The sequence below is a fragment of the Enterococcus sp. DIV0970a genome (assembly GCF_051711265.1).
Classification (GTDB): domain Bacteria; phylum Bacillota; class Bacilli; order Lactobacillales; family Enterococcaceae; genus Enterococcus_D; species Enterococcus_D casseliflavus.
In genome coordinates this window covers 679942-706172 of sequence record NZ_JBIOMF010000001.1, presented here as the reverse complement: position 1 = coordinate 706172, position 26231 = coordinate 679942, and the positions used below count along the sequence as shown (strand labels likewise).

Genomic DNA, 26231 nt, shown 5'->3' with positions numbered 1-26231 from the left:
CCCGTGATTCAAAAAAACAGCCCGTGAGTATTTAGTCTCACAGGCTGTTTTTACGCTTTATTTTACCTTTACTTTTACTTGCACCAAAGATAACTCAGGATTGACATCCATTGCTTCCGTCATTCCCAAAATTGGCTGTCCATCTACATCAAAATGTACCCGCCGGATACCTGAAGAACGGGGAGCATCGATACCTGGACGTGCATGATAAGTGTTCCAGATATTGCCTTCTTCATCTTCTACATAAGCATTGTGTCCAGGTCCAAATTCTCCTGGAACATTCAGAGAAGTCAACAATGGGTAATTTGATTTTTCCCAGACCGCTGGATTGAGCAAGTCACTGCCAACTTTGGCTTTTAGATACCCCACACAATAGCTACTGTCGACAGCTGCGCCGGAAATGGTTAAATAGATGTCTTCTCCTCGATACAAGGCATAGGGACCTTCATCGACAAAGGTATGATTATTGTCCCATCCATAATCTGGTTTTGCTAAGACTACTGGTTCTGTCAATAATTGCCACGGTTGATCAGGATTGAGCTCCGCAAAATAAATCCACGCACCTAAATCCACTGGAAAAAACTGACGTTGCGACCAAGCGGCATAGATTCGGCCACTATCTTTAATCACCGTCATATCCAAAGTGATGCCTCCTGTAATCAAAGGCGATCCATCTGCTTTTACGACTTTTTGCGGTCGCTGCCAATCTGCTAGCACCAAGGGATTGCCGCCTTCTTTCAAAGCCATTACGTGGGATTGTTCCTCTTCAAAAGGACCTGGTGTTGCACCGTGGAAAATATACAAACGATCATTAATAATATGAAATTCTGGTGCCCACAAGAGATTGGCAATTTCAGGGTACATCTCGCTATCCAAAATCTTCATCTCTTGGGCAGTAACTAACTCAGCAATCGTCTTGGCTTTACGGATATAGAGACTACGGTTATCATCATAATCATTCGTGGCAATAAAGTAGTATTCCCCTTGCCATTTGCCGATACAAGGATCCGCGCGATAAGTCGCAATCGGGAAAGAAAAATGTTCCTGATGCACTTGACCCTTTGCTACAAAAGCTTTTTCAGTAGCACTTGCTGGTAAATCAAACCAATCAATTTCGGCTTGGCGACTCGAGCCATCACTATAGCGCAAGGTTGCTTTCATCGTGGTAAGTTCTTCCATGTTTTCAACAACGACTTCATCCGGTAAGTCCACAGTGATATGATGGGGTGTTATCAATTTTTTTTGTAAATAATCTCCTTGTTCCTCACTAATGGTCAAACTATTCCTCGGAATTGCCCCTTCAATATCCGTTGCTACTTCCAAAAGTGGTTGCCACTGAATGGCAACCTTTTTAGTCTCATCCACATGATCTAAGCTTGGGGTCGTCACTTGATAAGCCTGATCACAGCTATCTAACCACCGGATTTGATACCCTTCATCCGTATAAGCCAATTGAACATCCATCAGAGGCATTTCACTTAGGTGGAGCAAAGGTAGTTCTTGATACTGAATAAAGTTTTCCGTTTCAAAAACTAAAATGCTACCCACACTGGTTTCATCCAACGTTCCATCGGCATTTACCCGAATCCCGATGATGTAAAATTTCTCTTTTCCCTGACAAATCCAAGTTTTTTTAAGGGCTTTTGCTACTAAAAACCCATCTGGTAAAGAATGTGCTTTGGCAAACAAGACCCCAAAGTTTTGATTTAATGGCTGAAACACTCCTGATTCATCTGCCAATGCTAAATGCATCGCCAATCCCAGCCGAGTATCATAAAGCTCTGTTTCTTTAGCTTCTCGTTGATAATTCAATAATTGATAACTCATAGTAGCCTCCTAAATATAATAATTGCGAGTAGTTTGATTAGTGGTCCACACACCAATTTTCAAACCCATCAAATCCAAATAAACAAATTTTCTTATCTACCAGCCAAGACTCGTTGATAATCATAGCCTCGATCAGATGTTTGCTTTCTTGGCCGCGCCTCGAAATAATGAACTCCATGAGGCTGTACAGTAAATGAATAGCTGTTAGACGTGACCGTGGTAGTCACTTTTGGCTGAGCAATTTGCTGCAAAAGCGCTCTTTGTTCAGCACTCAAATTGGCTGGCTCTCCCAAATCATGCCAACTTTGCAATGGGTTGGTTGTTTGTTGATCCACCACTTCTGAAGTGATACACCATTTTTCAACCTCTTCTGGGAAATCTAGTTGGAAAGACATCGCTTCAGCTGTTAAATTCCAAAAAACGCCAGCAAAGCGCTCCTTGCCATCTGAAGTTACTATGCCGTGTTCCCCTTTATAAAGACAGTTCTTTTGTAGTTTTTTATAAAAAGCAAAGGTCCAAAAAGTTGGTTTAGGAATATTGCCATTGGCGACTAGCCCAAAACCTCCATGAAACGGTGTGAAGGGAACCCCCATTTCTTCAAAGATATCCCCAAACGTCCAATAAGAATACGAGGCACTGGTTTCTCCTAATCTTGAAAGCAACTGAGCGATATAGGCTGCGTTCAAATTCGTATCATGCAAAGGGCTATCCGGCCGATAAGACGTATTGAACTCCGTAATATGCATCGGCAAGCCACGATATTCTGGATAGTCATCGATAATACTACGGGAAATATCCAACTCAGTCAGGGATTCCTGTGCTTCTCGCAAAGTCACATAGCTATAATGTCCGGCGGTCTCTGGATCAGAAATGGTGTAAAAATGGCGGGTCACCGTATCAATCGCCAATTGTTCCTCGTGACAAAAGGCCATAAACTGTTGTAGCCAATTGATATCATCTACCCCACAAATCGCTGGTCCCCCAACTTTGAATTGGTCATCGACAGCTTTCACCGCCAAAAAAGTTTCTTTGAATAACTTAAAGTATTCGGTCATATCAGCATCTTGCCAAAAACCTGGCAAATTCGGCTCATTCCAAACTTCCACCGGCCAAGTCACTACCTCAGCCCGACCATAGCGTGTGATTAAGTGTTGTAAGGTCGCTTGGACTAATTGGCACCAACCTTCGTATGAGCGAGGCGGGGTCACGTTTCCCTGCCAATAAAAGACCGTCTGATCCCCAGAAGCTAGTTTTTGTGGCATGAAGCCCAACTCTAAATAGGGTTTTATACCCACTTCTTGATAAAAATCCATCACCATGTCCAAGTAGGTAAAATTATATTCCGCGACTTTTTGTCCCGTTTCGTCTTCGTATTCTTGGTAGATTGCCATGTCATCGCTAAATAAGCCATGACCGCGAATATACTTGAACCCAATTTTTTCTTGTACGAGACGTAATTGTTCTTGGTATTGCCGCTGTAGAGCCAAGCCCATCCGGCCAGTACCAATACAATCATCCGCAAAATTGTGAAATGAGCTAACTGTCATATTTTTTGTCAATTGAATAGTTTCCATTTTTTCTTCTCCTCGTAATAGTTAGTTAAAAAAACAACCATTTTGGCTAGTGGTTTTAACTATAATTGGCTAACATTTGTTACAAAACCTTATGAATCCCCCTTTTTTCAGTTGTAATCAGTTAATTTGCACAGTATACTAACTCTAAGACGTACTTTAAAAAGGGGATTGTCCATGATTATTAATAAACTTGACATTCGTGAGCAAAATGAAGCGACTGTACTAAAAGCGATTATTGAAAATAAAAATATTTCCCGAGCCAACATCTCCACTTTAACCAATCTAAATAAGGCCTCGGTTTCGCAAATTATCAAAAACCTAATTGAAAACGATATCGTAGAAGAAGTTGGTATCGGTAACGCTAGTTCGATGGGGGGGCGAAAACCGATTCAGCTGCACTTTAATGGACGCTGCGGATTGGCGCTTGCTTTTGATGTGGGCTATAACTATGTGGCAGGGATGTTGGCTTATCTCGATGGGGAAGTGATTCGCCTCGAAGAAAGAAAAAATACCCCAATCAATAGCGAAAATATCTTGCCCACTGTTCAAAGCATTATCACCAATTTTTTAAGTCAGGCCCCAGTGACGCCCCATGGTCTAGTGGGGATTTCATTGGCCATCCACGGGATTGTCAACGATAACCGCATCACCTTTACTCCTTACTACGATTTGTCTGGCTTGGATATCAAAGAACCCCTAGAGCAACTTTTCAGTGTGCCGGTCTTTGTAGAAAACGAAGCCAACCTTAATGCTGTCGGGGAATACTGCTTTATGACAACTGGCGACTACCAAAAAATTATCAGTCTGAGTATTCATAGCGGAATTGGCGCTGGCACAGTAGCCAATGGTTCTTTACAATCTGGCTCCCATGGCTTCTCTGGAGAATTAGGACACAGCACGCTTTTCCCTAATGGCAAATTCTGTCCTTGTGGTAATAAGGGCTGTCTCGAACAATATGCCTCCAACAGAGTGTTATTTGATACTTTTGCCAAATTAAAAGACTTGGATTTTGTTAATTCTGATATTTTTGCAGCCGCCTATAATGCCGGTGATGTGGATGCCATCCGTCTAGCCCTAGAAAATGTTGACTATTTAAGTATCGGCCTAAACAATATCATCGTGGCAGAAGATCCTGAGTTATTGATCGTCAATAGCTCTGTCTATCGTAAAATTCCCGATCTTCTTCCCCGGATACGTCGAAAAATGGTCTCTCGTTTTACGCAAAGTATCACCATTCAGACGAGCCTGTTAGGGGATCATGCCCCGCTATACGGTGGCATTGCCCAGGCTACTTCCCACTTTTTAAAAATCCAAAACTTAAGACTAGGAATGCTTAAAAAGTAGGCTTCTTCCAATTGCTCATGGCGAAACCCATGAGCAATTTTTACGATGTTAAGTGGCTATAAGTCTTTTTGTCCCAAGCTTACTAGCTACCATTCATCATGAAACTTCCGCTATCCAGGGCAAACGAATACGGTTCCATCGTTTTTTTAAAGAAAGCAATCGAGTAATCAGCCGACTTGCTGATTATCCGATGTCTTATTTACCTTTCAAGGCAATGAGGCATTTTTTTACTCTTCTGTCAGTAAACGATGACAGATTGGTGCAGTTTGGGGATAAACATCTTGATAAATCTCATAAATTTTCGCATATTTCGCTACTTGTTGTGGATCAGGCATGATGTGTTTGTCATAGTGCACAAAAACCTCGGCACAACTTTCAGCATCTGGGAATAATCCCGCTCCGATAGCTGCTAACATGGCAGCTCCCATGCCTGGACCTTGTTCGGTAGTCAACGTTAAGATTTCAGCATCGAAAATATCTGCTTGTATTTGCAGCCAATCAGGGTTTTTCGCCCCACCACCAACGGAGACAATCTGTTTAAAATGGCGCCCCGTCGTATCTGCCATGATTTGTTGAGAATCCTTTAAAGAAAAAGTGATGCCCTCCAAAACTGCACGGCCAAAATGGCGCAATCGATGATGAGTGTCAATGCCAATAAAACTGCCACGAATCTTGGCATCACTATAAGGTGTCCGTTCCCCTACGATATAAGGAGTGAACAACAGCCCATCTGAGCCAGCTGCCACAGTCCCCACATCCGCTAATAAGGTCGCAAAATCTTCTTCTGGCGCAAAGGTATCCCGAAACCAGCTCAATGAATTTCCGGCGGCCAAAGTCACGCCCATCCCATACAATTTGTCTTTGACGCTATGATTAAAGAGATGGAGTTTTCCTTGATAATCCACTGTTTCATCTGCTTCATAAGACAAGAAGACGCCGCTTGTTCCGATAGAGGCCATCGCTAAGCCTTCTTTAATAATCCCAGCTCCCAATGCAGCACAGGCATTATCTGCCCCACCAGCAAAAATCGCTACTTCTTGGGTAAAACCAAATTTCAATTGCAATTCTGGTACTATCTTGCCGACTAATCCAGCTGATTCATGTAGTGTTGGTAAGACCGCTTCATCGATATCAAACTGTTTCAAAATAGCCGCTGACCAAACTTTTTCTTCTACATCCAATAACAATGTACCGGCTGCATCAGAGTAGTCCATCGAATATCGGCCTGTCAGCCAAAACGCCAAATAATCCTTTGGCAACATCACATGAGCCACTTTTTCCCAGTTGGCTGGTTCATTTTTTTGAACCCAACGAATTTTAGGCAAGGTAAATCCTTCGAGAGCCACGTTTTTCGTAATGGCTAACAATTGGTCCCCAAAAGTTGCCATGATTTCTTGACATTCTTTGGTTGTTCGTACGTCATTCCACAAAATTGCTGGACGAATAACTTGGTTGGCATCGTCTAATAACACCAAACTATGCATTTGACCGGAAAAACTAATCCCCACCAACGCATCCTTCATATCTGGACGAAAATCCAACAGTTTTGTCATCACAATTTCCGCTGCTTTTTGCCAATGATTCGGATTTTGTTCACTGTAACCAGCTTGTGGTGTATCTAAAGGATAAGCACTATCTGCTGATGCTAGCAGGTTCCCGCCCTCATCAAAAAGGAGTCCTTTTAACGCGCTCGTTCCGAGATCTAAGCCTAAAATTTGTTTCATAGCGATTATTCCCTTCTCTTAATTGACCTGGTGTTCAATTTGATAAGCATCCACATATCCTGTAGCCTGTGGTGCTGTTCTGGTAGCATATAGACCCATTGTACAGCCTACAAAACCACCAGCAATTTCTGTACTTAAATAATGAATAGCCACCGCTTCTGCGACAAGATGTTCTTCTTCAGCTACAATTACCTTGGCTGTCAATTGTTGCAACGCACCGGTAAATTGCAATACGAAACGATCACCGGTAAAGGTCGTCCTCCCTAGTGTTTCTTCTACGCCAGCTAGAGTACGGATAAGCTGGGCTAGATAGCCATTTTCTGTTTCGGTAATTTCCAAACGTACATGGTAGTCATTGCTTTGAATCAACGCCAAGCCACATGCTTCCCCTTTGGCCAAGGATGGTTGGATATCGACACGAAAATGGTAATTCATCGCTTTTTGTCGTAACCCAATATAAGTGGGTGAAGCCACATCTGATAAAGTCGCTTCCCCGGGTGTCAATCGCAACCAGCCTGGACGAACAGTCCGATTGTAATCAGCAGGATGCGGATTACGCAAATAGACAAAGGCAACGTTTTCTTCAGCCAATGAAAACTGGCTTGTTTCTGGGACTGGACTGAGGGGCAGTGCATGTTCTTGGACGTCTAACAGCTGCCCATGACCTGGATTGACTACCGGCCAGCCGTCTTCCCAGACAACTTCAGCGAGAAACGTTTCACGTCCAAGATTGCTGTAACCTTCATAGTTTCGACTAGCCAAACAAGTCATATACCACTTGCCTGTTGTCGTTTCTACTAAATCCCCATGCCCGACATTGCAAACAGGAAAATCTTTACCCAAATGTCGATGAGTCAAAATAGGGTTATTGGGATTTCCCAAATAAGGCCCTGCCACTTGTTGACTTCGAGCAATCGTCACACAATGGTTAAAGCCAGTTCCCCCTTCCGCAATCATCAGATAATAATAGCCGTCTTTTTTATAAAGATGTGGTCCCTCAGGCCAAACTACATCTCGCATAGCACCTTTCCACAAAGAAGTACTCACACCAATCAGACGCATGGTATTTAGATCAAGTTCTTGCAACCATACTTCCCAATCACCATTGTAAGTGACACCTTTTGGATTCGGGCGCGTGCCTACATAATAACAACGTCCATCTTCATCAAAGAATAGACTGGGATCAATACCTGGAGCATCTTCTAAATAATAGGGATCAGACCACGGCCCCTTGGGATCGGTTGCTGTCACCACAAAGTTGCCACCATGGGTAACATTGGTGGTAATCATATAGAAAGTTCCTTCATGGTAACGAAGACAAGGTGCAAATATCCCTTGGGAATGCCCCGCCTGGTCTAAAGGCAACTGGCTATCCCGCTCTAAGACATTGCCAATTTGTGTCCAATTTACCAAATCTTTGCTGTGATAAATGGGAACACCTGGAAAATAAGCAAACGTCGAGGTCACTAAATAGAAATCTTCTCCTACCCCGCAAACGCTTGGATCTGGAGAAAAGCCTTTCAAAACTGGATTAGTAAAAGTATTCATGGTTAGCCTCGTTTCTCATTTTTAATTGCTAAGGAAGAGGGACACCAGCTAGCATCCCTGAAATAAGGCGCTATTAAAATGAGTCAGCTAGTTCAGTTTGTATGCTTTACTAACTTTCTAAATGATAAAACACCTCTTGACACAAGTCAACCGCTTACAGAACAATTTTTTTGTTTTTTTTGCTACACCACTATCCGTCTATTAACCACTAATGAACAACTATGCACGAACCCTTTACTCCTTAAAAAAAGTCGGTCTCGCCCCCCAACAACTTCATCAGGTTATAGCGAAACCGACAGACAAAAAATTCGTTTTTCTTTTGACAGGGCTAGTTTAGCTACCGTCATACTATTTTCTAAAGACTAAAGTTCTTTTTTACCTCAAAACCTTCGTATATCCCGCGTCAGATGGCCTCGTATTTATTTTTCAAGGCTTGAAAGCGTAGAACCCTTTATAAGCGTAACTTTATGGATATACTTTACGCCCTGCTTGATCGGCAATACCCGATTTTCGCCAGAAATAAGTATTGATTTGATCTCGCCACTCCACTGCCAGTTCTCGTTGCCATTGCAGCAACTCTTTGACATTTTGATAAGAATTCTGGTCAACATGAGGACCGATTTCTTCCCAAACAGCTTGATAGTCCTCAACTCGTTTAACACCTTCAAAATGCGTATCATAGATGTCTTGAATCAGGGTTTTGCTATTGTGTAGTCGATGCGTGTAAGGTACATGGTGAAACCATAACAACAACTCATCGGGACAAGTTGTTAAGTCATTAAAGTAATCTCGGATAGCTGGCGCATATTGTGACACGTAATCCGTTCCTGAAGTTGTTCGATCATTGCCAATACCCAGATGGTCAGCAAAATGATACGTTCCCCACCGATCATATTCATAACCATCGATATTGGGCCCATCGTGGGTTCCTGGCGTCACCATAAAACCGACACCTCGAGGGGCTGTATACATGCCATAGGTTTCCCGAGAAGTCACCAAAAGATCTGCCAACTTTTTCGTTTGATCCTCAGCTAAATCGAAAGTTAAGCCAATCCAACGTTGGGCACAGTCTTGGGTGGTCAGCTGATTGTTCCAACACAGTTTGCCATAACCATAGAGATTGATTTGCATCAGCTTATGGCCAGTCCAGTTTTCTGACATGCCCACCACTCCTACGGCACAAATACCACTGTAAGCTGGTTGTGGTGAAGTGTTTTTCAATAATTCCTTCACTTGGCCTGGTACGTCTTCATTGCGACAATCAAAATCCAATGCTTCTTTCCACACGGGCAATTGATAATAAACGGCTTTTTGATGCCCCGTATATTCCTGAGTCAATTGAAACTCAATGATATGATTGGTCTTTCGCAACCCACTCAACAAAGGAGAAGTGGGCTCTCGCACTTGGAAATCCAGTGGGCCAAGCTTAATTTGTAGGCTAACATTTTCAACAAATTTCCCATCCAAAGGCATAAAATGATCATACGCTGCTTTGGCACGGTCAATGCTACGGTCCCGCCAGTTTTGCTGATGATTATAAACAAAACAACGCCATACCAAATGTCCACCATGAGGTTGCAATAGCCTGCCAAACATATTGGCCCCATCATCATGCCCACGACCATAAGCAAAAGGCCCTGGTTCCCCTTCTGAATCCGCTTTCACTACAAAGCCCCCAAAATCAGGAATATAACGATATAAAGCATCAATTTTTTCTTGCCAGAAAGCGATGACTTCTTTAGCAAGAGGATCCGCTGTTTCCAAACCACCAATCGCTTTAGGGGCGGCAAAGTTCACACTAAGGTATAGCTTAATTCCGTAAGAGCCCAAAATTTCATCAATAAGTCGCAATTCGCCAAAATGCTCCTCGCAAATGAGGGCTTTGGCTGCACCACGAACATTCACGTTATTAATTGAGATAGCATTAATTCCCACAGATGCTAAAAGACGAGCGTAGGACTCAATCAGTTGGTAATCCTTACGAAATTCATTGTCTTTAAAGAAAATGGAATCTCCGGCATAGCCTCGTTCAATTGTTCCATCCATATTATCCCAGTGATTAATCATCCGTAGCGCTTGGTCTGGCACACTTGTAAAAGAAGTGAAAGCTTCTCCCAATATCAATTTTTCATACAAGGCAAATAAGCCATAGAGTAAGCCTTTTGTCGTATTACTCTGAATAGCAACATGATTTTGCTCCCCTTTTACTCGATAGCCTTCCCTTCCCAAACACTCTTCTGTTACAAGTGAAAAGGCCAAGTCCCCTTCACTTGCTACTTCTTTTGTCAAATTCAGTAATGTGCCTACTTCTCGGCGAATACTTCTTGCCACTAAATCATCCGCAGGCAATGAGAAATGTTGAAAATAATGACTGGCTACTTTTCGTAACCAACATAAATCGCGAGTCATCAGTCCACCTAACCTTCATTAATTTTTTGTACAAGAAAAGGGGCCTAAGAAGACCCCTCATCATTTAAACGGCTTATAAATAATCGTTCAAGATATTTTTCACATATTCGATATGGCTAGATTTCAGGACTGGATCTTCATGGCTAACAGCATAATCGTATAAGCTTTCCAAGTCTTCTTCATCCTTCATGATTTTTTCGCCGAGGCCTTCGTTAAAGGAAGCATAGCGTTCTTCTTTCAAATCATCGAAGAAACGATCTTCTTTTAATTTCGCTGCATTTTTCAAACCGCGAGCGAAAGTATCCATCCCAGCAATATGAGCCAAGAACAAGTCTTCTGCTTCGAAAGCGGAACGACGTACTTTGGAGTCAAAGTTGATCCCACCAGGAGCGATACCGCCATTTTCCAAGACTTCGTACATCGCCAAAGTCACGTCCATGACATTGGTAGGGAATTCATCCGTATCCCAACCTAATAAAACATCCCCTTGGTTGGCATCCAATGAACCCAATGAATCGTAGCAACGTGCCACTGCAATTTCGTGTTCAAATGTATGACCAGCTAAAGTAGCATGGTTCGCTTCCAAGTTCAACTTGAAGTCGCCTTCTAAACCGTAATGTTGGATAAAGGCCATCGTAGTCGCTGCATCAAAGTCATATTGATGTTTTGAAGGTTCTTTTGGTTTTGGTTCCAACAAGAACTGTGGTTTGTGACCAATTTTTTCACCATAAGCAATCGCCATTTTGAAAAGACGAGCTATATTGTCTTGTTCAAGTTTCATGTTGGTATTCAGTAAAGTTTCGTATCCTTCACGGCCACCCCAGAAGACATAGTTTTCACCGCCAAGTTTTTTGGAGATGTCTAAGCCTTTTTTCACTTGTGCTGCAGCAATCGCATAAACTTCAGCGTTATTTGTTGAAGCCGCGCCGTTAACAAAACGTGGATTAGAAAACATGTTGGCAGTGTTCCAAAGCAATTTAATCCCTGTTTGATCCATTTTTTCTTTGATCAAGTCAGTAATTTCATCAACATTTGCAAAGAATTCTTCTAAGCTATCGCCTTCTGGTGCGATATCTACATCATGGAAACAGAAGTATTCTGCGCCTAATTTTTCGCAAATTTCAAAGAAGGCTTCTACCCGATTTTTGGCAGTTTCCATTGGCGTTTCACCAAACCAAGGGCGTTGGTTGACTGGATTACCAAATGGATCCGAACCATCTTGAGTCATTGTATGCCAATAAGCAATGGCAAAACGAAGATGATCCTTCATTTTTTTGCCCATCACTACTTCATCTGGATTGTAGTGGCGGAATGCAAACATATTTTTTGTGTCTGTGCCTTCATATTGAATCTTGTCGATACTTGGAAAATAACTCATTGAAAATCCCTCCATCAAATAGGTTGTTTAGTTAAACTAACTAACTCTATTAAAGAATAGCGCAACCTTTTTTTAATGTCAACCGCTTTCACGTATCTTTTTTTCAGTTTTTTTAAAGAAATGCGCTACTCCCATAGCTACCTTCATCCCCTCCTATTAATTAGAAAACAAGATTGCCTTGCTACCGGAGAATCAGCCGGATTGTAGACTTGGTATTATGGAGTTTTCACTTGTGAAAACTTTATAATACCAAGTCTAAAAAAAGGCAAGCCCTCTTTCAAGGTTGCTTGCCTTTACGCTTTTGTATTTAAGCTTGCTAGAAAAGTTGATTACTCCACCTTAGCCGGCTTTTCCTGATGCATCCAAGCTGGCAAATGAAATTCTTGTACGATACCGATGAGTTGTCCTGAAAGTATGACTGTCAGCAATGAAAAACCAATGCGATTCAAGGGAATATAGCTCAAAGACAATACCAAGACGACCAAATCACTAGCAAGGTAGGCCCACTGAATTTTCATTTTAAAAACTTTGGCAATACTCATGGCCATAGCATCATCTCCACCCGGGGCACCACCTGCTCGAACACAAAGCCCACAGCCAACCCCGACAAAGATAGCTCCTACTACTGCTGCCAAAAGGGGCGTATCACCGATATGGGGCCAAAAAGGTCCGATTGCTTCAAAAAGACTATAGCTAGCAGAAAAACCCACAGAAGCGACAATGGAATAAAATATGAACTCTCTCCCTAATATTTTCCAGCCAGCCGCATAACATAACATATTGAAGATGAACCCAGTGATTGCTGGTGACAAATGAAACCAATGATCTAGTAACAGGGTCAGCCCCAGACCACCACCTTCAGTCACACCACTGAAGGAATGGATATTAAATAAGCCAAAAGATAAGATTGTACTCCCCAAAATCACCATCGCTAGTGCGCGGGGTTTAATTGTTTTTAACACAGTATTTTCCTCCAAAACAGATAAGTTATTTTTGTTGATGAATGTAACCAGCCTTATTTCACCAATTTGTACTCTTCACAAAACTGAATCAATCGTCGAACGTTTAGAAGGTATCGAGCAAGATATAACGTGACAGTAGATCAAAGAAAAAACAAAGAAAAGAGGGATAGTTAATGAGTACGGTTATTTTAGCTGAAAAACCAAGCCAGGCATTAGCCTACGCAAGTGCTTTAAAACAAAGCACCAAAAAAGACGGTTATTTTGAGATCAAAGACCCACTATTTACAGATGAAACGTTTATCACCTTTGGTTTTGGGCAGAATAAAAATGTAGGTTTTCGGCAATAGGAATTGTCGGCAATCGCCAGTTTAGATTTTATTTCTCATACGATAAGACTTGCCGGTAATCTTGAACACTTTGACATGATGAACCAGTCGGTCAAGGATCGCTGCCGCGATTTCTGGGCTTTGAAACAATTCACCCCATCGAGATAAGACGATATTTGTCGTAATAATCGTAGAGCGGTGTTCATAACGCATGGCCAGAAGCTGGAAGAACAAATCGGCTTCTTGTTTTTGTATCGGTAGATGGCCAATCTCATCAATAATCAACACATCATATCGTGCATATCGGTTTAGTACTCGCTCAAGCGTGCCTTTCTCATAGGCAGCTCGTAAGCGTAAAAGAAGCTCATGACAAGGGATGAATAAAGTCCGGTACCCTTGATGGCAGGCTTCAATTCCTAAGGCAATCGTTAGATGCGTTTTCCCAACTCCTGGGCTCCCAATAAAGACCAGGTTCTCATGCTTTTCTACGAAACCCATGTGCTTTAAATCCAGCAGTTCACGTTTATTAATACTTGGCTGGAAGGTAAAATCAAATTCCTCTAGACTGGTCCGTTTAGGAAAGCGCGCTCGCTCTATCACGCGATTCATTTTCTGGTTATGTTGATGATTGACTTCCTTTCGCGTTAATTCCAGAAGAGCTTCCGTCAAGGAAAGCTCCTCTCGATTGGCAACCTCGATATAATTGGGAACATACTCCCGCATGTGATTCAAACCGAGCGTTTCTAGGTTGGTCATCAGTTCTTGATAATGGCTATTCTTCATCAGCAATCTCCACCAAATCATATTGTTTTAGACTTTCGCGAGTATAAGCTCTGATGTCATCGTCCTCTTTATGGCTCATGACATCTGACTTTAGGATTTGGAAATAGTCCTCCTCATGATAGTTCAATTGTTTTTTCGTTAAGGGATGCGACCGGATCAGTTCTCCGTTATAATGAATTTGTACTTGGTCTTCCTTGTCGGAGAGCTCGATTTCAACCTCTTTACCGATATAGCGAGGATCTACAGAGTACCTGCATTTACGGAAAACGACCATGGCTTCCTTCGTGACTTTACGGCTAATAAAGTCCTCAAAATAAGGATTCAAAAGGTTTTTCGGTAATTCATGTAGGTGCTCTTTTTCGTTTGTCCACCAACGCTCATCTGGCGTCTGGTCCGTGCCTGGGAGACTTCACTATTTAACTCAGAACATAGGTCATTCACTAGATGACATAGCTCTACGGTATCATAAAATTCATGGTTATAGACCTTCAGTCGATCAACAGTTCTGGCTAACGCTTCTACACATCCTTTTGTTTGTGGTCGAAAGGGACGACAGGCAATTGGCGTGAAGCTGGCGTCTTTACTGAAGGCATAAAAGCGTTCGTTGAAATGCGCTTTTGAAAACTGACTGCGAGAATGATCAACCACCGTCTTCATATTGTCGAACCAGATTTCTTTTGGCACACCACCGGTGTGATAGAAGGCATCATCCAGACATTCAAACAGGGTATCTTGCTTACGGTCAAAGGTTAAAGTAATGAATTTTTTCTTCGAGTAAGGAAGGACGTATAAGAAGATATTAAATTCAAAAACTTCTCCTTGATTACTGATTAAGCGCATATCTTCCTTCCAATCAACCTGGGCGGAAAGTCCCGGGTTATGCTCGACACGAATGGTGGCCTTTTGCACTTTTTTTTGTTTGAACTCGCGACAGTAAGCTTTTACTAGGCTGTAGCTCCCGTCAAATCCTTTGCGTTCGATAAATTTGAAGATACTGTAGGCACTACAATGCCCCTTGACTTTGTCTTGGATAATTTCTTTATATGGATCCAACTTGCTTGGACGTTTCTTGCGCGGGGTAGGTGTGGACGTTTCACCCTTAGCTTCTTCGTATGCATTTTTGACTGTTCGATAATCACAGTCATATTGTTTGGCTAATGCGGCATAGTTCGGTTTGATTTCGTTGATCACGTAGATCATCACTCCTTCGCGTATATCTTTTCTCATCCCTGAACCTCCGTTTCATTTGGGATAAGAAGAGCATACAAAAATGTAGGAAAACCAACAATTTTAAATTGCCATTTTCCTACATTTTATCGTTGCCGTTAACATAAAAAGCACTAAAAGTAATAGTATAACAAGAAAAATAGAAACTAATACCCAGTATTTATTTTAGCTAGGAATAGTTATATCTTGTCGGTTAAATGTCTTAGATATATGATCATCTACCTCAAATGATCTCGTCCACTCCCATTTCAATTCTCCAGAATTTGCTTGTAGATGAAGAACATAATTACCTGGGACAAATGACTCACCATTCAAAGGAATTGGAAAGGCAAAATTGGAGTGAGGCACCATTTGCATTCCTGATGCCTCTGTGGAATAGAGGCTTTCTGTTTGATCTTCATTATAAATTGATGCAATAACCTCTAACTGATTAACAAACGTCCCCGATTGATTTTGGATCCGAGCACTGAACACATTTCTAAAGTTTAATTGGTCCGCATAGACATCTAAGAAATCTAGCTCGGGAGAAAGTTGCTCTCGCTTATTCGATACAACAAGACCCATAACATGAGACAGTGTGTTCTCAATAGCCATTGATTCTAAAGATAAAATTTTTTCATTATAATTTATTCTTCAATATTTTAATATAGTAAAAGGATCAAAAACCATTAAGTTTCTGACACCTTTTTATCTGAACATACTCCCAAATACCCCAAGCTAAAAGCTCTTTGAAGATTTAAATCACTGCCGTACTCCAAAACTCCGGTGGAGGAATTGATCCAAACATTAAGAAACAATTCTATCTACTTTGGACAATCGAGTCAGAAGGTAATTGAAATAATCGAATATATTCAAAACGACTAAGACGCTCAAAAGTCTAGTCTCATCTGTTTAGACTGGAAAATACGTCCTACAAGAATCTCTTTTTTCTCGTCATCAATCCGATAAAAAAGAGCATAACTTTTGCCGATAACAATTCGATAAGTTGTAGTCTTCATACCGTATATTTTTGAAACTTCCTCATACATTTTCGGGAACGTCTTAGTAAGTTCTAGCGCCTTCTGTATCGCTCCTACAAATCTTTTGATGCTAGTTTGTGAAAGCAGCAACTCATTTTCCCATTCAGTTATTAAATTTGATAAACTTTGCTGAAAACTCTGGGAATAAACTAGTGTGTATTCTTTCACTTAACTCCAACCATACTTTCCGAAATTCTCTCTCATTTCGGTTTCAGTTACGATCAAACCTTCTTCAAAGTCTTTAAAACTTTCCTCGATCAGCTTTTTATCATGATTCTTAGCTGTTTGAGTTGTATCCAAAATAAATAAGTTCCCTTCCTTTTCTGCTTGAAGAGTATCTCCATTCTTCAAACCAAGTTCCTTAGGCAAAATAATTCCTACGCTGTTTCCAATCTTACGGACTTTAATTGATCGCATACATTTCACGCTCCTTTTCTACTGTTGCACCCATTTCATTATAACAGGTTATAACGAAAATTACTAACCTGTTTGTTCCGCTTTAGGAAAAGGGGAACTTCTCGCACCGTTGATCCCGTACCTCAAACATTGGCAATATGTACATCAAAGCATTCTGAAGCAGTACCTAAGGGGATTTATCCAGTGGTATTTTTTCAAATGATCTTAGAATGGCTCTGGGACAACCAATATATAGCAAAACAAGCGAACCGAGTGAAGGATCACTTCAAACGTTTCAAAAGTATCCATATCTAATTAGCACAGCCAAAGCAAGCATTTCTTTTCCTTATAGGTCCAGTCACCAGTATGGGAGGAGGACAACAGATTGTCAGATCTTACTCTTTGTTCACTTGAAGCTAACTGCCAGAGTTTCTCAAATATTTTTGCGTCTGGTGGATACGCTACTACGTAACCATCAACTATACACGCCACCAAGGAGCGTGATAGATAAATAACATTCTGTTATTGACGCAAACCTTTGAAATACTCCGAAAAAAATTGATTTTGGCCGGGGCTAGTTAAGTGCGCTTCAAAACAGGTTACACAATAAAAATATTCTCAATCTTCAGCTTGACTTATTACCATTAGACTTATTGACAAAGAGTCGAAATAGTTTATCATATCATAGTCCACGTTCATAATGTGACCAAACAGAGAGAATCGTGATCGTTTTACACTCTTCCTCCACGCTGTATACCAACCTGTGGTTGATATTGAGACACCTTGAACAGTAAGGTAATCCTGTTAATTTTTCGTAAGGTGGCGGTGTTTGAAAAGGATTTTCCTTAACTTTGATCAGTTCATCAAACTTACTAGTTAGATTGATACTCTTCAATTTAGACAAATCTTTGCGAGCATTCTTTTTGATCTTTACATTGTATCCCAATCTATTTCACCTAAATCTTCACTCTCTTCATTCTCAAAGTGTTTGATCCGATCAAGTACACCCACATTTTGTAAGTTGAGTGTTTCTTGTAAGGAGTTCCAATCGCTCTTACTAATCATAATGACGCTTTCTTGCTCTTTTGTATTCGCAATTTCTACAGGTTGACTGTCAGCCACAACATGCTTAATGATTTCATAAAGGTTTTTTCTTGCATTTGTTGGTGTAATTACTTCCATGTTTTCTCCTCCTTTTCTTTAAATATCTTAAACATATTATAACGTACGTTAACAAAGAGAGTGAATATACTTAATTTTTCTTACAATTCTTCATATCTTGTAGTAATCGTTTTTTGAGACTTAACTTGTGGTTTCGATTGCTCAAGGTGCTTACTGTTTGCCGTCCTATTTATCCAATGGGCGGTTTCATGTATTGATTCTTGGTCTTTAACAGCTGTCATAGTCATTTTGTCTTCAGCGGCTTGCTTTTTGATTCGTTTATTAATCGAAGAATGCAACAAGAAAAGAAATTGCCAATCACTATTTTGCTTCTAGCATGACTGTCCTTCGTGTCCTGCACAGGAATAAGACTAACTGTATTGAAAAAGAGTAAAAAACGTTTTGATGCTACTTCATTTATTCTTTTGCTCAATCACTACTTCATCTTCATTTATCGGTTCTTCGAATCCTGAAAAAAAACGTTGAAGGATTTCTTCTGTAATAGGAAAAGCGGAATTTGCAGTCTGGACTTTATTTCTGATCGCTAATCGTTTTCGTAAAGTATCATAATCAGCTTTTAGATAGATTACTTTAATCGTCACATCATATGCTGCCAGTAGTTCTCTATAAGCGTCTCGGTGACTTTTAGCCCAAAAACTAGAATCGACAACTACGTTTTTTCCTTCTTGAACAGCCTTCACTGTAAGCTCTTTCAATTTAACTGAAGATAATGAAGAAACTTTTGCATATTTCTCCGAAGGGTAATCAACACCATAAACGCCATAATCTTCCCAAATCAATTCATCTATTGCTAGTCTTACATAGCCTTCTTGCTCTTTTTGTTTTGAGTAAGTGGTTTTGCCTGCACCACTAACGCCACACATCAAAAGTACCTCAACCATTATTCTCCTCCTACCTTTTTCGAACAATAAACAAAGAGAACGAAAAAACCTTATTTGTAATCAACGCTCGTGTTTTAGACCACTGTTCGCCACCCACATCTGATGATACAATGATAACATTGTTTTTATGAACAACAAGCAGATTGGGAAACAATCGCAAGAAAAATAGTAAGTAAAATCATATATTAGAGAATAGAAGCGTTAGCCACTTAAGCTAACGGATAAATCAAATTTTTGTCCATTTCCACTCTACTATAAAAAAATTATTTTCTACAAAAAATAGGAACGAAAGCCAAAATACGAAAGAAACATCATGGCTAAAACTTATGTATGTAATGGTATCTTTATTTCTATTATTCCAATTTTAAAATAAAATAAGCCACCACTCCAAACTCTGATAGAAAAACAAGAATAGACTCTTGAGTAGAACTTGAGTGCAAAACTGCCTCCAAAATCAACGCAAGAGTCTATCTGTATAGATAAAGATCTTTATGGGCAAGTTCTTTTGTACCAGTAAAGATCCTTAGAATCAAACAAATCAGAATGCTTTCAAATCAAATGTGATAGTGTCATTGTTTTTTAAAAACAACTCTTGTGCCCCTTTATCGGTCATTTGGTCATTGACGGTATAGACCCAAAATAGATTGGCTTTTTGATCTTGGCTGATGCCGTCAATCGAAGTGATAAAGCCATCTTTTTCTTTGATCGCAAAGTTTTCTTTCATTACTTCCAGCAGCGACTCATTTTCTCGGAACGTTACTTCTTTTGAGGTCACAGCTTCTTGATTTTGGATGACGATCGTAGCTGTTCCTTGTTCTTGCTTCAAGGAACTTTGCTGCGTGCTTTCTGACGTTACACTTACCTGTTGGCATCCTGTAGCGACGAGTAGTGTGTTCACTAGCATGAATACGACAAATACTTTTTTCATCTATTTCTTCCTCTCCAATAGTCAAAATACTAATCGTTTTTCTATCCAATATGCGGATAAGAGTTATTTTATCAATCCCGTTTTTCTTAGAGCCCGCATTTTAATTGGATTTTACAGTTTGTGCAGGTACTGCAGCCGCCGATTTCCTCAATGGTTCCTTCATGGCAGATGGGACAGATTTTACCAGAGGCGACGGGTTCATCTACTTGAACGACAGGCAGCGGTTCAACTTGTGCGGTCAGCTCATTTTCAACCGCTTCTAAGGTAAGTACTTGTGAATCTCGGCTGCCGTCTACATAGACGGTCCCTCCTTTGGCTCCTCCTTCATAAAGATCTCGATAAACCTTGGCTACTTGGCTTACTGTATATCCTTTTGGTGCATTGACCGTTTTTGAAATGGAGCTATCCACCCAGCGTTGAATGGTGCATTGCACACCGACATGCTCTTCGGGTGTCAACTCCATAGCGGAAATGAACCATGCCGGCAACTCCGCTTTGGTTCGTTCAGGATGATCCATCAGGTATTCGTCAACGATTTCCGCATTGATTTCAATAAACTTACCTAGTCGACCGCTTCTAAAATAAGAAAAGGAGTAGTAAGGTTCTAAACCAGTTGAAACTCCCGTCATCGTGCCTGTCGATCCTGTTGGCGCAACAGTCAAAAGATGAGAGTTGCGAATACCGATTCGCAGCACGCCTTCGCGGATGTGCGCTGGCATTTTTTTCATGTATCCTGTATCGATAAATTTCTTCCGCAACGCTTGCGTCTCTTGGTCATTTTTTCCAATCAGGAAGGGAAAGCTGCCTTTTTCTTTCGCCAATTCAATGGATGCCTCATAGGCAGTGACTGCCATTGCCTCGAAAATTTGATCAACGAATTGATTCCCTTCTGCCGATCCGTATTTTTTCCCACAGTAGATCAATAAATCTGCCAAGCCCATGATCCCTAATCCAACACGTCTTTCCCCTTTCGCCTGCTGCTCATTTTTGTCAAAAAAGTAAGGCGTTGCGTCAATAACATTGTCTTGGAAACGAACTGCTGTTTTCACGGTTTCTTTTAGTTTGGCAAAATCAACGGTGCCTTTCTGGCGATCCGCCATGTTTGCGAGATTGATGGCTGCCAAGTTACAGACGGCATAAGGGGTTAGGGGCTGTTCACCGCACGGATTGGTTGCCACGACTTTTTGTCCGTATGCTGTAGCATTCGTCATCTTGTTGGCATTATCGATAAAGAAAATACCAGGCTCAGCAGAATACGTTGCACAAAAAGTAATCAACTCCCATAACTCACGAGCTTTGATTCTTTGATAGGTTTTGACTTTATGACCAGCAGCTGCCCATTCTCGCACATCCCCGACTTCCGCCCATTTTGCATCATATTGCGCCATCTCTGCTTCTGAATAATTGTCAATATCTGGAAAGCGCAGCTCATACCACCCATCTGTCTTCACTGCTTCCATGAATTCTCCTGTCAAGCAGACTGAAATATTCGCACCAGTTAAGAAATCACTTTCTTTTACCGTATAGCTGCCACCTATGCGCAATTTTTCTTTTGCCTTTTGGATCATGTCATTATGTTCCTTATCTGACGATTCAGGCAGTTGCGCTAGATAAGTGAACATTCTTTCTTCCATTTTTGTCAAAGGATCAAATTGCAGTTTTTCATTGATCAGTTGTTTGATTGCTGCATTCGTGACTGTTTTTTTCAGGTGAAGCAATACAGCAGGATTTTGAACTTTAGAAAGAATAAACGTAAAAATATCTGGATGCCAATCTGCCATCATAATCATCTGCGCTCCACGGCGGCTACCTCCTTGTTCGACAAGGTTCGTCAAGTTTGCCAAATCATTCAACCAAGAAACTGCCCCAGAAGACCGACCACTGACACCGTGGACCACACTTGATTTTGGTCGCAAAGTCGACCCATTGGTTCCAACCCCGCCACCTCGACTCATGATTTCCATAACTTCTTGTCGATGAACAGCAATCCCTTTTCGGGAATCATGGATGAAAGGCATCACAAAGCAATTGAAGTAGGTAACTTGAGAATTTGTTCCTGCTCCATAAAGTACTCTGCCTGCGGGAATTAGGTTTTGCGCCACGATTTGTTGGTAAAACGCCTCAAAGAAGTGCTCCTGGTCATGGGACTCGTTGGCAGAAATCCCTTTGGCTACACGATGCGCCACTTGCTCAAAAAAGAGTTCTAACGGTTTTTCAATGTCACTTTTTCTTCTTTTAACAAGTCCATTGGCTTGTTCATCAATATCTTCTAACGCTGAGCGATAGGCCTCTTCCACTTCGATAGAGACTAGTTCCCCATCGATTGCTTTCACAACACCGATTCCTCGCGCAGGATATTTAGGATCAGCTTTCGTTGTCAAAATCACCAAATCATCCTTACGCAATGTTTGATGGGTTTGATCCTTGTATGAATAACGATCCAGCATAATCAAACGAGCGATTCCCTCAAATGTTTGGGTCATTTCTGGTGTGATCGCCGAAACTTCTTGGAACAACTTGATATCCTCGTTCAATTTCTCAATCGTTTGTTTTTTGTATTCCATTTCTTTCCCTCGCCTTCTAAAACACAACATATTGTGCTCGTTTTTTATTATCGTACTATATAATGTGTATTTCAATCTTGAATTTTATTATTTTCCATGTATAATGAGAATGATTATCAATTAGAAAGACGGCGATTCTCATGCTTCCTCCCCAAACCAAGATATTTTCTATCCAAAGAATTTCTCATTTAGCACTGATCACTGCGGCTTGTATCGTTGGACGGTTAGTTTTTGTCTTTATCCCTAACATTCAGCCTATGAGTGCCCTTTTATTTTTAGTGGCTTTTTCTTACCGTTTATCCGATGCGTTGGTGATTGCCTTATTAAGTTTGCTCGGAACAAATATCTATCTAGGCATGGGTCCCTGGACGATCAGTCAATTGGCTGCACTTACTATCACCATCATTCTTTTTCATCAGTTTGGAAAAATACCGATCATCAAGAAAAACCGCTTATTGCAAGCTTTCTTTGCCTTTCTTTGCGGACTTCTTTATGGCTTGATCGTTTCGTTGATGGAAGTTTTGCTTTATCAGTTTCCTTCGTTTCTTGCCTATTACCTTCAAGGACTACTGTTCGATTTCTTCCATGCCAGCGGAAACTTCGTCTTTTATCTGCTTTTATGGCCAGTATTTGAGCGAATAACACCCACCTCCTATAAATTGGCGAAAAAAAACGAGTGATTTCGATGGAACGAAGCATTCGGCTAACTTTGTTTACGTGTTTCTTTGAAAGAATGTTCGCGTAAAATTTTTCTTAAAAAAACAAAAAAACTACGACTACTCTCCTGTTTCCTTTGCTTAAAAATCTATCCTAAAAGCACCAGTGAAAAGCCTTTCGAAAGGGTTTCTTCCATCTTTATACGTCCATTCATTTGAATGAAACACTCCCTCTTTCATCCGTGCACTTGACCGAATGTAGTTGGATTTCTTTCAGATTATTAATGAATGATGATGTTTGCTTTTGCTATCATCAGAAATTTATTATTTTTTTTAAATAACAATTTAATTTTTCTTGACCAAAAGAATTCAGAGGTTTATCCTAACTATGGAAAATCAACGACTGGATAAAAAGAAGCAAATGAAATTTTTTTATTCAATTTGACCTTTGACATTTGTGAAAAAATGCATAAGAAACTTGATCGTGATCAAGCGCTTATGGAAAGAAATTTTTTTCTCACTAAATTTCAAAAAACGCTCTATTTTAACCAGTCAGAAAAATCATTTTAAGAAGGAGAAAGCGATGAATGAGAAACAATTACGCTGGTATAATATTGCGCTGATGGCGTTCGTCTCTGTTTGGGGACTGGGAAATGTTGTAAACAACTACGCTCAACAAGGATTGACTGTTGTTGTTTCGTGGCTATTAATTATGGCTCTTTATTTTGTACCCTATGCATTAAGTGTTGGTCAGTTAGGATCGACCTTCAAAGAGTCAAGTGGTGGGGTTTCTTCATGGATCAAAGAAACCTCAACAAAGAGGTTGGCTTTTTTTGCTGCTTGGACTTATTGGGTCGTTCACGTGCCTTATTTGGCACAAAAACCCCAAGGAATCTTAGTATCATTAAGTTGGTTATTTAAAGGAAATGGTACATTTGTATCAACGATGGGCTCCATGGAAGTCTCGTTGATTTGTTTAGCTATTTTTCTATTCTTTTTATGGATTGCCTCTAAAGGATTGACGACCTTAAAAATGATTGGGAACATCGCCGGAACAGCCATGTTCGTGATGTCGATTCTTTTTATTCTTTTAGCAGTCACTGCTCCAGCAATGACTGGTGCTGAAATTGCTACACCAAACATGTCATCTGTTTCAACCTATATCCCTAAATTTGACTTTACCTATTTAACCACGATCTCGATGCTGGTATTTGCGGTAGGTGGCTGTGAAAAAATCTCGCCTTACGTAAATAACACAAAAAATCCTGCCAAAGAATTTCCAAAAGGTATGATCTTTTTAGCCGGTATGGTGGCGTTATGTGCCTTGCTCGGCTCGATTGCTATGGGGATGCTTTTTGATGCCAACCATATTCCAGAAGATTTGATGGTCAACGGCGCTTATGAAGCCTTTCAACGACTAGGAAACTTCTACGGAATCGGCAATTTCTTTGTCATTCTTTATTCCATCGCCAATGCGTTAGCGCAAATTTCTGCGTTGGCATTTTCAATTGATGCCCCATTGAAAATATTATTGTCTGATGCTGATTCAGAATTTGTACCAAATGGCTTAGCAAAACTAAACAAAAAAGGAACACCAGTGAATGGGTATATTATGACTGGTATCCTAGTCAGCATTTTGATCATTATTCCAGCACTAGGAATCGGCAATATGACCGAACTGTATCGTTGGTTGCTGAACTTGAATTCAGTTGTCATGCCATTGCGTTACTTATGGGTCTTCTTAGCCTTTATGCTAGTCAACAAACACGCCAATCGCTTTACTTCCGATTATAAATTCGTGAAAAACACCAAGGTTGGCTTTGGGATCGGCTTATGGTGCTTCTTGTTCACGGCCTTTGCTTGCATTTTAGGGATGGTTCCTAAGCTTGATTATGCGGCAGATCCGCAAGCTTGGTTCTTCCAATTGGCCTTAAATATCATTACGCCAATCGCCTTTCTTTTGATTGGCTTGATCTTGCCGATCATTGCGAAACGTGTAAATAAAAAATAATCATTCCCTCAAAAAAGAGGTGTCCGACAACTATTTCGGTTGTCGAGCACCTCTTTCCTTATATATGAACTTTTCCGCCGTGCGAGGCATTTGGTCCATCCTCTTGCCGAAGCGTTTATTCTTCGTCATTTTCCTCTTTGATTCCATACTTGATCCATTGCACCTTATAGCGAAAATCTTTGATCAGCTCTTTTGCGTTCCATTCATTCGAAATAAAATCTGTCAGACTATCCATCACGACTGCCATAATAAAGTAAAGGAAACTGACGGCTTCTTGCGTATCATGGATCGTAAAGCGATTTTCTTCTAACAGCTCCAACCATTGGCGAATCATGGGCGAATCGTCAGGGATCGCATCGCGCTTCGTCCAGGCATTGCTTTGGGTACATAAGTGGATCATTTTCCAATGATCATCTTCAGGTGACCATTGACTGCACCAAGCCAAGTATTCTTCGATCCCTTTGAAAAAATCATTTTTGTTGCGATTGATAAACCTAAAAATCGCGGAATGGATTTGGTTTGAATAGTCGGCGATCGCATAGTCATAGGCATCTTCTAAGTTTTGAAAGTACTTGTAAAACGCCCCTCTAGAAATGTGCGACTTTTCGACGATGGCAGAGACCTTGACTTGACTGATGTGCTTGCTGAAGAATTCTTCTAAAAGCACGGCATCGATTTTTTCTTTTTTCGCTTGTTTTAAATGAAAAAAAGTTGTACTTGGCAAGGGATTCTCCTCCATCATTCGCAATCTACTCCCTCTATTATAAACAAATCCCTCTACTTTTCCACTCAGACTTGTGCAGTTTCTCTTGACGGGGCGTTTTGTTCGATCAGATTGCCATCCTCCATTCGGAAAATGCGATCACTCCATTGGATCATTCGCTCGTCGTGAGTGACCATGACTGTCGCTTTCTTTTTCTCATGCGCTTCTTTCACCAATAACTTCACCACTTCATACGCATGATCGGTGTCTAAGCTGGCAGTTGGTTCATCCGCCAAAATCAAGCTTGGGTCATTAAACAACGCCCTGCCGATCGCCACTCGTTGACGTTCCCCACCAGATAAATCGCGGGGAAACTTGTCTTGAAGATCGAGAATATCTAATGAAGCAAGCAATTCATCAATCCGTTCCTTTTCCTTGGCTTTTCTTGAAACTTTGTCGACCAAATAAAATTGTTCCTTTACCGATAGAAAAGGAATCAAATTCGAGCTTTGCAAGATAAACCCAATCTCTTTAAAACGCAACTTCCCTCGTTGCTTTTCATTTAATTGGGAAAAGTTCACCTGGTTGATGATGATCTCTCCCGATGTTGGACTTTGTAAGCCGCCAGCGATGGTCAAAAAGGTACTTTTTCCTGAACCAGAAGGACCGATGATACTGACAAATTCCCCTTCTTGAACATGAAAATTCAGTCCTTTTAATGCCGTTACTTCGGTATGCTGCTTGCCAAATTTTTTTATAATATCCTTCATTACTAAAATATCTTTCATC

The 26231-nt window shown here is 40.8% G+C and carries 22 protein-coding genes and 2 pseudogenes; 5 read left to right on the top strand and 19 right to left on the bottom strand.

What is annotated here, in order from left to right; genetic code table 11:
• Positions 1–57 precede the first annotated feature (57 nt).
• Together IGK14_RS03315 and IGK14_RS03310 are read right to left on the bottom strand one after the other, a co-directional pair.
• Positions 58–1827, bottom strand: a complete 1770-nt coding sequence (locus IGK14_RS03315) for a family 43 glycosylhydrolase (protein WP_154694171.1) — start codon at positions 1825–1827, stop codon at positions 58–60.
• 92 nt (positions 1828–1919) lie between these two features.
• Entirely contained in the window at positions 1920–3401 is a 1482-nt protein-coding gene (locus tag IGK14_RS03310; protein WP_081117181.1) for a GH39 family glycosyl hydrolase, read from the bottom strand.
• Between the two features lie 174 nt (positions 3402–3575).
• On the opposite strand from IGK14_RS03310, the gene IGK14_RS03305 reads away from it, so the two are divergent.
• A complete protein-coding gene (locus tag IGK14_RS03305) occupies positions 3576–4745 on the top strand; it encodes an ROK family protein (RefSeq protein ID WP_010747580.1) in 1170 nt (389 codons plus the stop codon).
• 227 nt (positions 4746–4972) lie between these two features.
• On the opposite strand, the gene xylB is transcribed toward IGK14_RS03305, so the two are convergent.
• The 5 genes from xylB to IGK14_RS03280 all read right to left on the bottom strand — a co-directional run bounded on the left by xylB (position 4973) and on the right by IGK14_RS03280 (position 12766).
• Positions 4973–6469 (bottom strand): xylulokinase, encoded by a 1497-nt coding sequence (gene xylB / locus IGK14_RS03300; RefSeq protein WP_096742306.1) that lies wholly within the window; start codon positions 6467–6469, stop codon positions 4973–4975.
• Between the two features lie 18 nt (positions 6470–6487).
• Positions 6488–8017, bottom strand: coding sequence for a glycoside hydrolase family 43 protein (locus IGK14_RS03295; protein WP_081117180.1), 1530 nt, complete (start codon positions 8015–8017; stop codon positions 6488–6490).
• A gap of 465 nt (positions 8018–8482) precedes the next feature.
• The gene (locus tag IGK14_RS03290; protein WP_096742304.1) at positions 8483–10426 is read right to left on the bottom strand and encodes an alpha-glucuronidase; all 1944 of its coding nucleotides are present in this window, start codon (positions 10424–10426) and stop codon (positions 8483–8485) included.
• A 73-nt stretch (positions 10427–10499) separates the two neighbouring features.
• Positions 10500–11804, bottom strand: a complete 1305-nt coding sequence (xylA, locus tag IGK14_RS03285) for a xylose isomerase (RefSeq protein WP_010747576.1) — start codon at positions 11802–11804, stop codon at positions 10500–10502.
• Between the two features lie 329 nt (positions 11805–12133).
• Positions 12134–12766, bottom strand: a complete 633-nt coding sequence (locus IGK14_RS03280) for a YitT family protein (protein WP_195907750.1) — start codon at positions 12764–12766, stop codon at positions 12134–12136.
• A gap of 87 nt (positions 12767–12853) precedes the next feature.
• Between IGK14_RS03280 and IGK14_RS03275 the strand changes: the two are divergent.
• Positions 12854–12940: pseudogene (locus tag IGK14_RS03275) on the top strand (resolvase); the annotation flags it as partial.
• On the top strand, positions 12940–13113 hold the full coding sequence (locus IGK14_RS03270; protein ID WP_010747574.1) for a hypothetical protein: 174 nt from the start codon (positions 12940–12942) through the stop codon (positions 13111–13113). The pseudogene IGK14_RS03275 and the gene IGK14_RS03270, both read left to right, overlap by 1 nt.
• Positions 13114–13134: 21 nt before the next feature.
• Here IGK14_RS03270 and istB read toward each other — a convergent pair whose 3' ends face one another.
• From istB to IGK14_RS03220, 10 genes and pseudogenes are all read right to left on the bottom strand, one after another.
• Positions 13135–13875 (bottom strand): IS21-like element helper ATPase IstB, encoded by a 741-nt coding sequence (gene istB, locus IGK14_RS03265; RefSeq protein ID WP_154694637.1) that lies wholly within the window; start codon positions 13873–13875, stop codon positions 13135–13137.
• Positions 13865–15102, bottom strand: a pseudogene (gene istA / locus IGK14_RS03260) (IS21 family transposase). The gene istB and the pseudogene istA overlap by 11 nt, the downstream one beginning before the upstream one ends.
• Before the next feature lie 165 nt (positions 15103–15267).
• Positions 15268–15696 (bottom strand): DUF3324 domain-containing protein, encoded by a 429-nt coding sequence (locus IGK14_RS03255; RefSeq protein ID WP_154694170.1) that lies wholly within the window; start codon positions 15694–15696, stop codon positions 15268–15270.
• 275 nt (positions 15697–15971) lie between these two features.
• Positions 15972–16289 (bottom strand): type II toxin-antitoxin system RelE/ParE family toxin, encoded by a 318-nt coding sequence (locus IGK14_RS03250; protein WP_154694169.1) that lies wholly within the window; start codon positions 16287–16289, stop codon positions 15972–15974.
• Positions 16290–16538 (bottom strand): AbrB/MazE/SpoVT family DNA-binding domain-containing protein, encoded by a 249-nt coding sequence (locus tag IGK14_RS03245; protein ID WP_154694168.1) that lies wholly within the window; start codon positions 16536–16538, stop codon positions 16290–16292.
• A gap of 661 nt (positions 16539–17199) precedes the next feature.
• Entirely contained in the window at positions 17200–17412 is a 213-nt protein-coding gene (locus tag IGK14_RS03240) for a Txe/YoeB family addiction module toxin (RefSeq protein ID WP_326848716.1), read from the bottom strand.
• A gap of 35 nt (positions 17413–17447) precedes the next feature.
• A complete protein-coding gene (locus IGK14_RS03235) occupies positions 17448–17699 on the bottom strand; it encodes a type II toxin-antitoxin system Phd/YefM family antitoxin (protein WP_081117239.1) in 252 nt (83 codons plus the stop codon).
• Positions 17700–18091: 392 nt separating this feature from the next.
• A complete protein-coding gene (locus IGK14_RS03230) occupies positions 18092–18580 on the bottom strand; it encodes an AAA family ATPase (protein WP_010747569.1) in 489 nt (162 codons plus the stop codon).
• A 538-nt stretch (positions 18581–19118) separates the two neighbouring features.
• On the bottom strand, positions 19119–19508 hold the full coding sequence (locus IGK14_RS03225) for a DUF4430 domain-containing protein (RefSeq protein ID WP_010747568.1): 390 nt from the start codon (positions 19506–19508) through the stop codon (positions 19119–19121).
• Between the two features lie 86 nt (positions 19509–19594).
• Positions 19595–22072: a vitamin B12-dependent ribonucleotide reductase gene (locus IGK14_RS03220; protein WP_010747567.1), complete on the bottom strand. Its 2478-nt coding sequence runs from the start codon at positions 22070–22072 to the stop codon at positions 19595–19597.
• Positions 22073–22212: 140 nt separating this feature from the next.
• On the opposite strand from IGK14_RS03220, the gene IGK14_RS03215 reads away from it, so the two are divergent.
• Positions 22213–22752: a hypothetical protein gene (locus IGK14_RS03215; RefSeq protein WP_154694165.1), complete on the top strand. Its 540-nt coding sequence runs from the start codon at positions 22213–22215 to the stop codon at positions 22750–22752.
• 559 nt (positions 22753–23311) lie between these two features.
• On the top strand, positions 23312–24739 hold the full coding sequence (locus IGK14_RS03210) for an APC family permease (protein ID WP_005225272.1): 1428 nt from the start codon (positions 23312–23314) through the stop codon (positions 24737–24739).
• 115 nt (positions 24740–24854) lie between these two features.
• Here IGK14_RS03210 and IGK14_RS03205 read toward each other — a convergent pair whose 3' ends face one another.
• Positions 24855–25481 (bottom strand): TetR family transcriptional regulator, encoded by a 627-nt coding sequence (locus tag IGK14_RS03205; protein ID WP_154694164.1) that lies wholly within the window; start codon positions 25479–25481, stop codon positions 24855–24857.
• 47 nt (positions 25482–25528) lie between these two features.
• Complete coding sequence (locus IGK14_RS03200) at positions 25529–26230, bottom strand: ABC transporter ATP-binding protein (protein ID WP_154694163.1); 702 nt, start codon at positions 26228–26230, stop codon at positions 25529–25531.
• Between the last annotated feature and the right edge of the window lies 1 nt (position 26231).

Excerpts from the sequence above, each read along its gene's own strand:
- IGK14_RS03315 (WP_154694171.1), bottom strand. The coding sequence starts at position 1,827 with ATGAGTTATCAATTATTGAATTATCAACGAGAAGCTAAAGAAACAGAG.
- IGK14_RS03310 (WP_081117181.1), bottom strand. The coding sequence starts at position 3,401 with ATGGAAACTATTCAATTGACAAAAAATATGACAGTTAGCTCATTTCAC.
- IGK14_RS03305 (WP_010747580.1), top strand. The coding sequence starts at position 3,576 with ATGATTATTAATAAACTTGACATTCGTGAGCAAAATGAAGCGACTGTA.
- xylB (WP_096742306.1), bottom strand. The coding sequence starts at position 6,469 with ATGAAACAAATTTTAGGCTTAGATCTCGGAACGAGCGCGTTAAAAGGA.
- IGK14_RS03295 (WP_081117180.1), bottom strand. The coding sequence starts at position 8,017 with ATGAATACTTTTACTAATCCAGTTTTGAAAGGCTTTTCTCCAGATCCA.
- IGK14_RS03290 (WP_096742304.1), bottom strand. The coding sequence starts at position 10,426 with ATGACTCGCGATTTATGTTGGTTACGAAAAGTAGCCAGTCATTATTTT.
- xylA (WP_010747576.1), bottom strand. The coding sequence starts at position 11,804 with ATGAGTTATTTTCCAAGTATCGACAAGATTCAATATGAAGGCACAGAC.
- IGK14_RS03270 (WP_010747574.1), top strand. The coding sequence starts at position 12,940 with ATGAGTACGGTTATTTTAGCTGAAAAACCAAGCCAGGCATTAGCCTAC.
- istB (WP_154694637.1), bottom strand. The coding sequence starts at position 13,875 with ATGAAGAATAGCCATTATCAAGAACTGATGACCAACCTAGAAACGCTC.
- IGK14_RS03255 (WP_154694170.1), bottom strand. The coding sequence starts at position 15,696 with ATGGCTATTGAGAACACACTGTCTCATGTTATGGGTCTTGTTGTATCG.
- IGK14_RS03245 (WP_154694168.1), bottom strand. The coding sequence starts at position 16,538 with ATGCGATCAATTAAAGTCCGTAAGATTGGAAACAGCGTAGGAATTATT.
- IGK14_RS03235 (WP_081117239.1), bottom strand. The coding sequence starts at position 17,699 with ATGGAAGTAATTACACCAACAAATGCAAGAAAAAACCTTTATGAAATC.
- IGK14_RS03230 (WP_010747569.1), bottom strand. The coding sequence starts at position 18,580 with ATGGTTGAGGTACTTTTGATGTGTGGCGTTAGTGGTGCAGGCAAAACC.
- IGK14_RS03225 (WP_010747568.1), bottom strand. The coding sequence starts at position 19,508 with ATGAAAAAAGTATTTGTCGTATTCATGCTAGTGAACACACTACTCGTC.
- IGK14_RS03220 (WP_010747567.1), bottom strand. The coding sequence starts at position 22,072 with ATGGAATACAAAAAACAAACGATTGAGAAATTGAACGAGGATATCAAG.
- IGK14_RS03215 (WP_154694165.1), top strand. The coding sequence starts at position 22,213 with ATGCTTCCTCCCCAAACCAAGATATTTTCTATCCAAAGAATTTCTCAT.
- IGK14_RS03210 (WP_005225272.1), top strand. The coding sequence starts at position 23,312 with ATGAATGAGAAACAATTACGCTGGTATAATATTGCGCTGATGGCGTTC.
- IGK14_RS03205 (WP_154694164.1), bottom strand. The coding sequence starts at position 25,481 with ATGATGGAGGAGAATCCCTTGCCAAGTACAACTTTTTTTCATTTAAAA.
- IGK14_RS03200 (WP_154694163.1), bottom strand. The coding sequence starts at position 26,230 with ATGAAAGATATTTTAGTAATGAAGGATATTATAAAAAAATTTGGCAAG.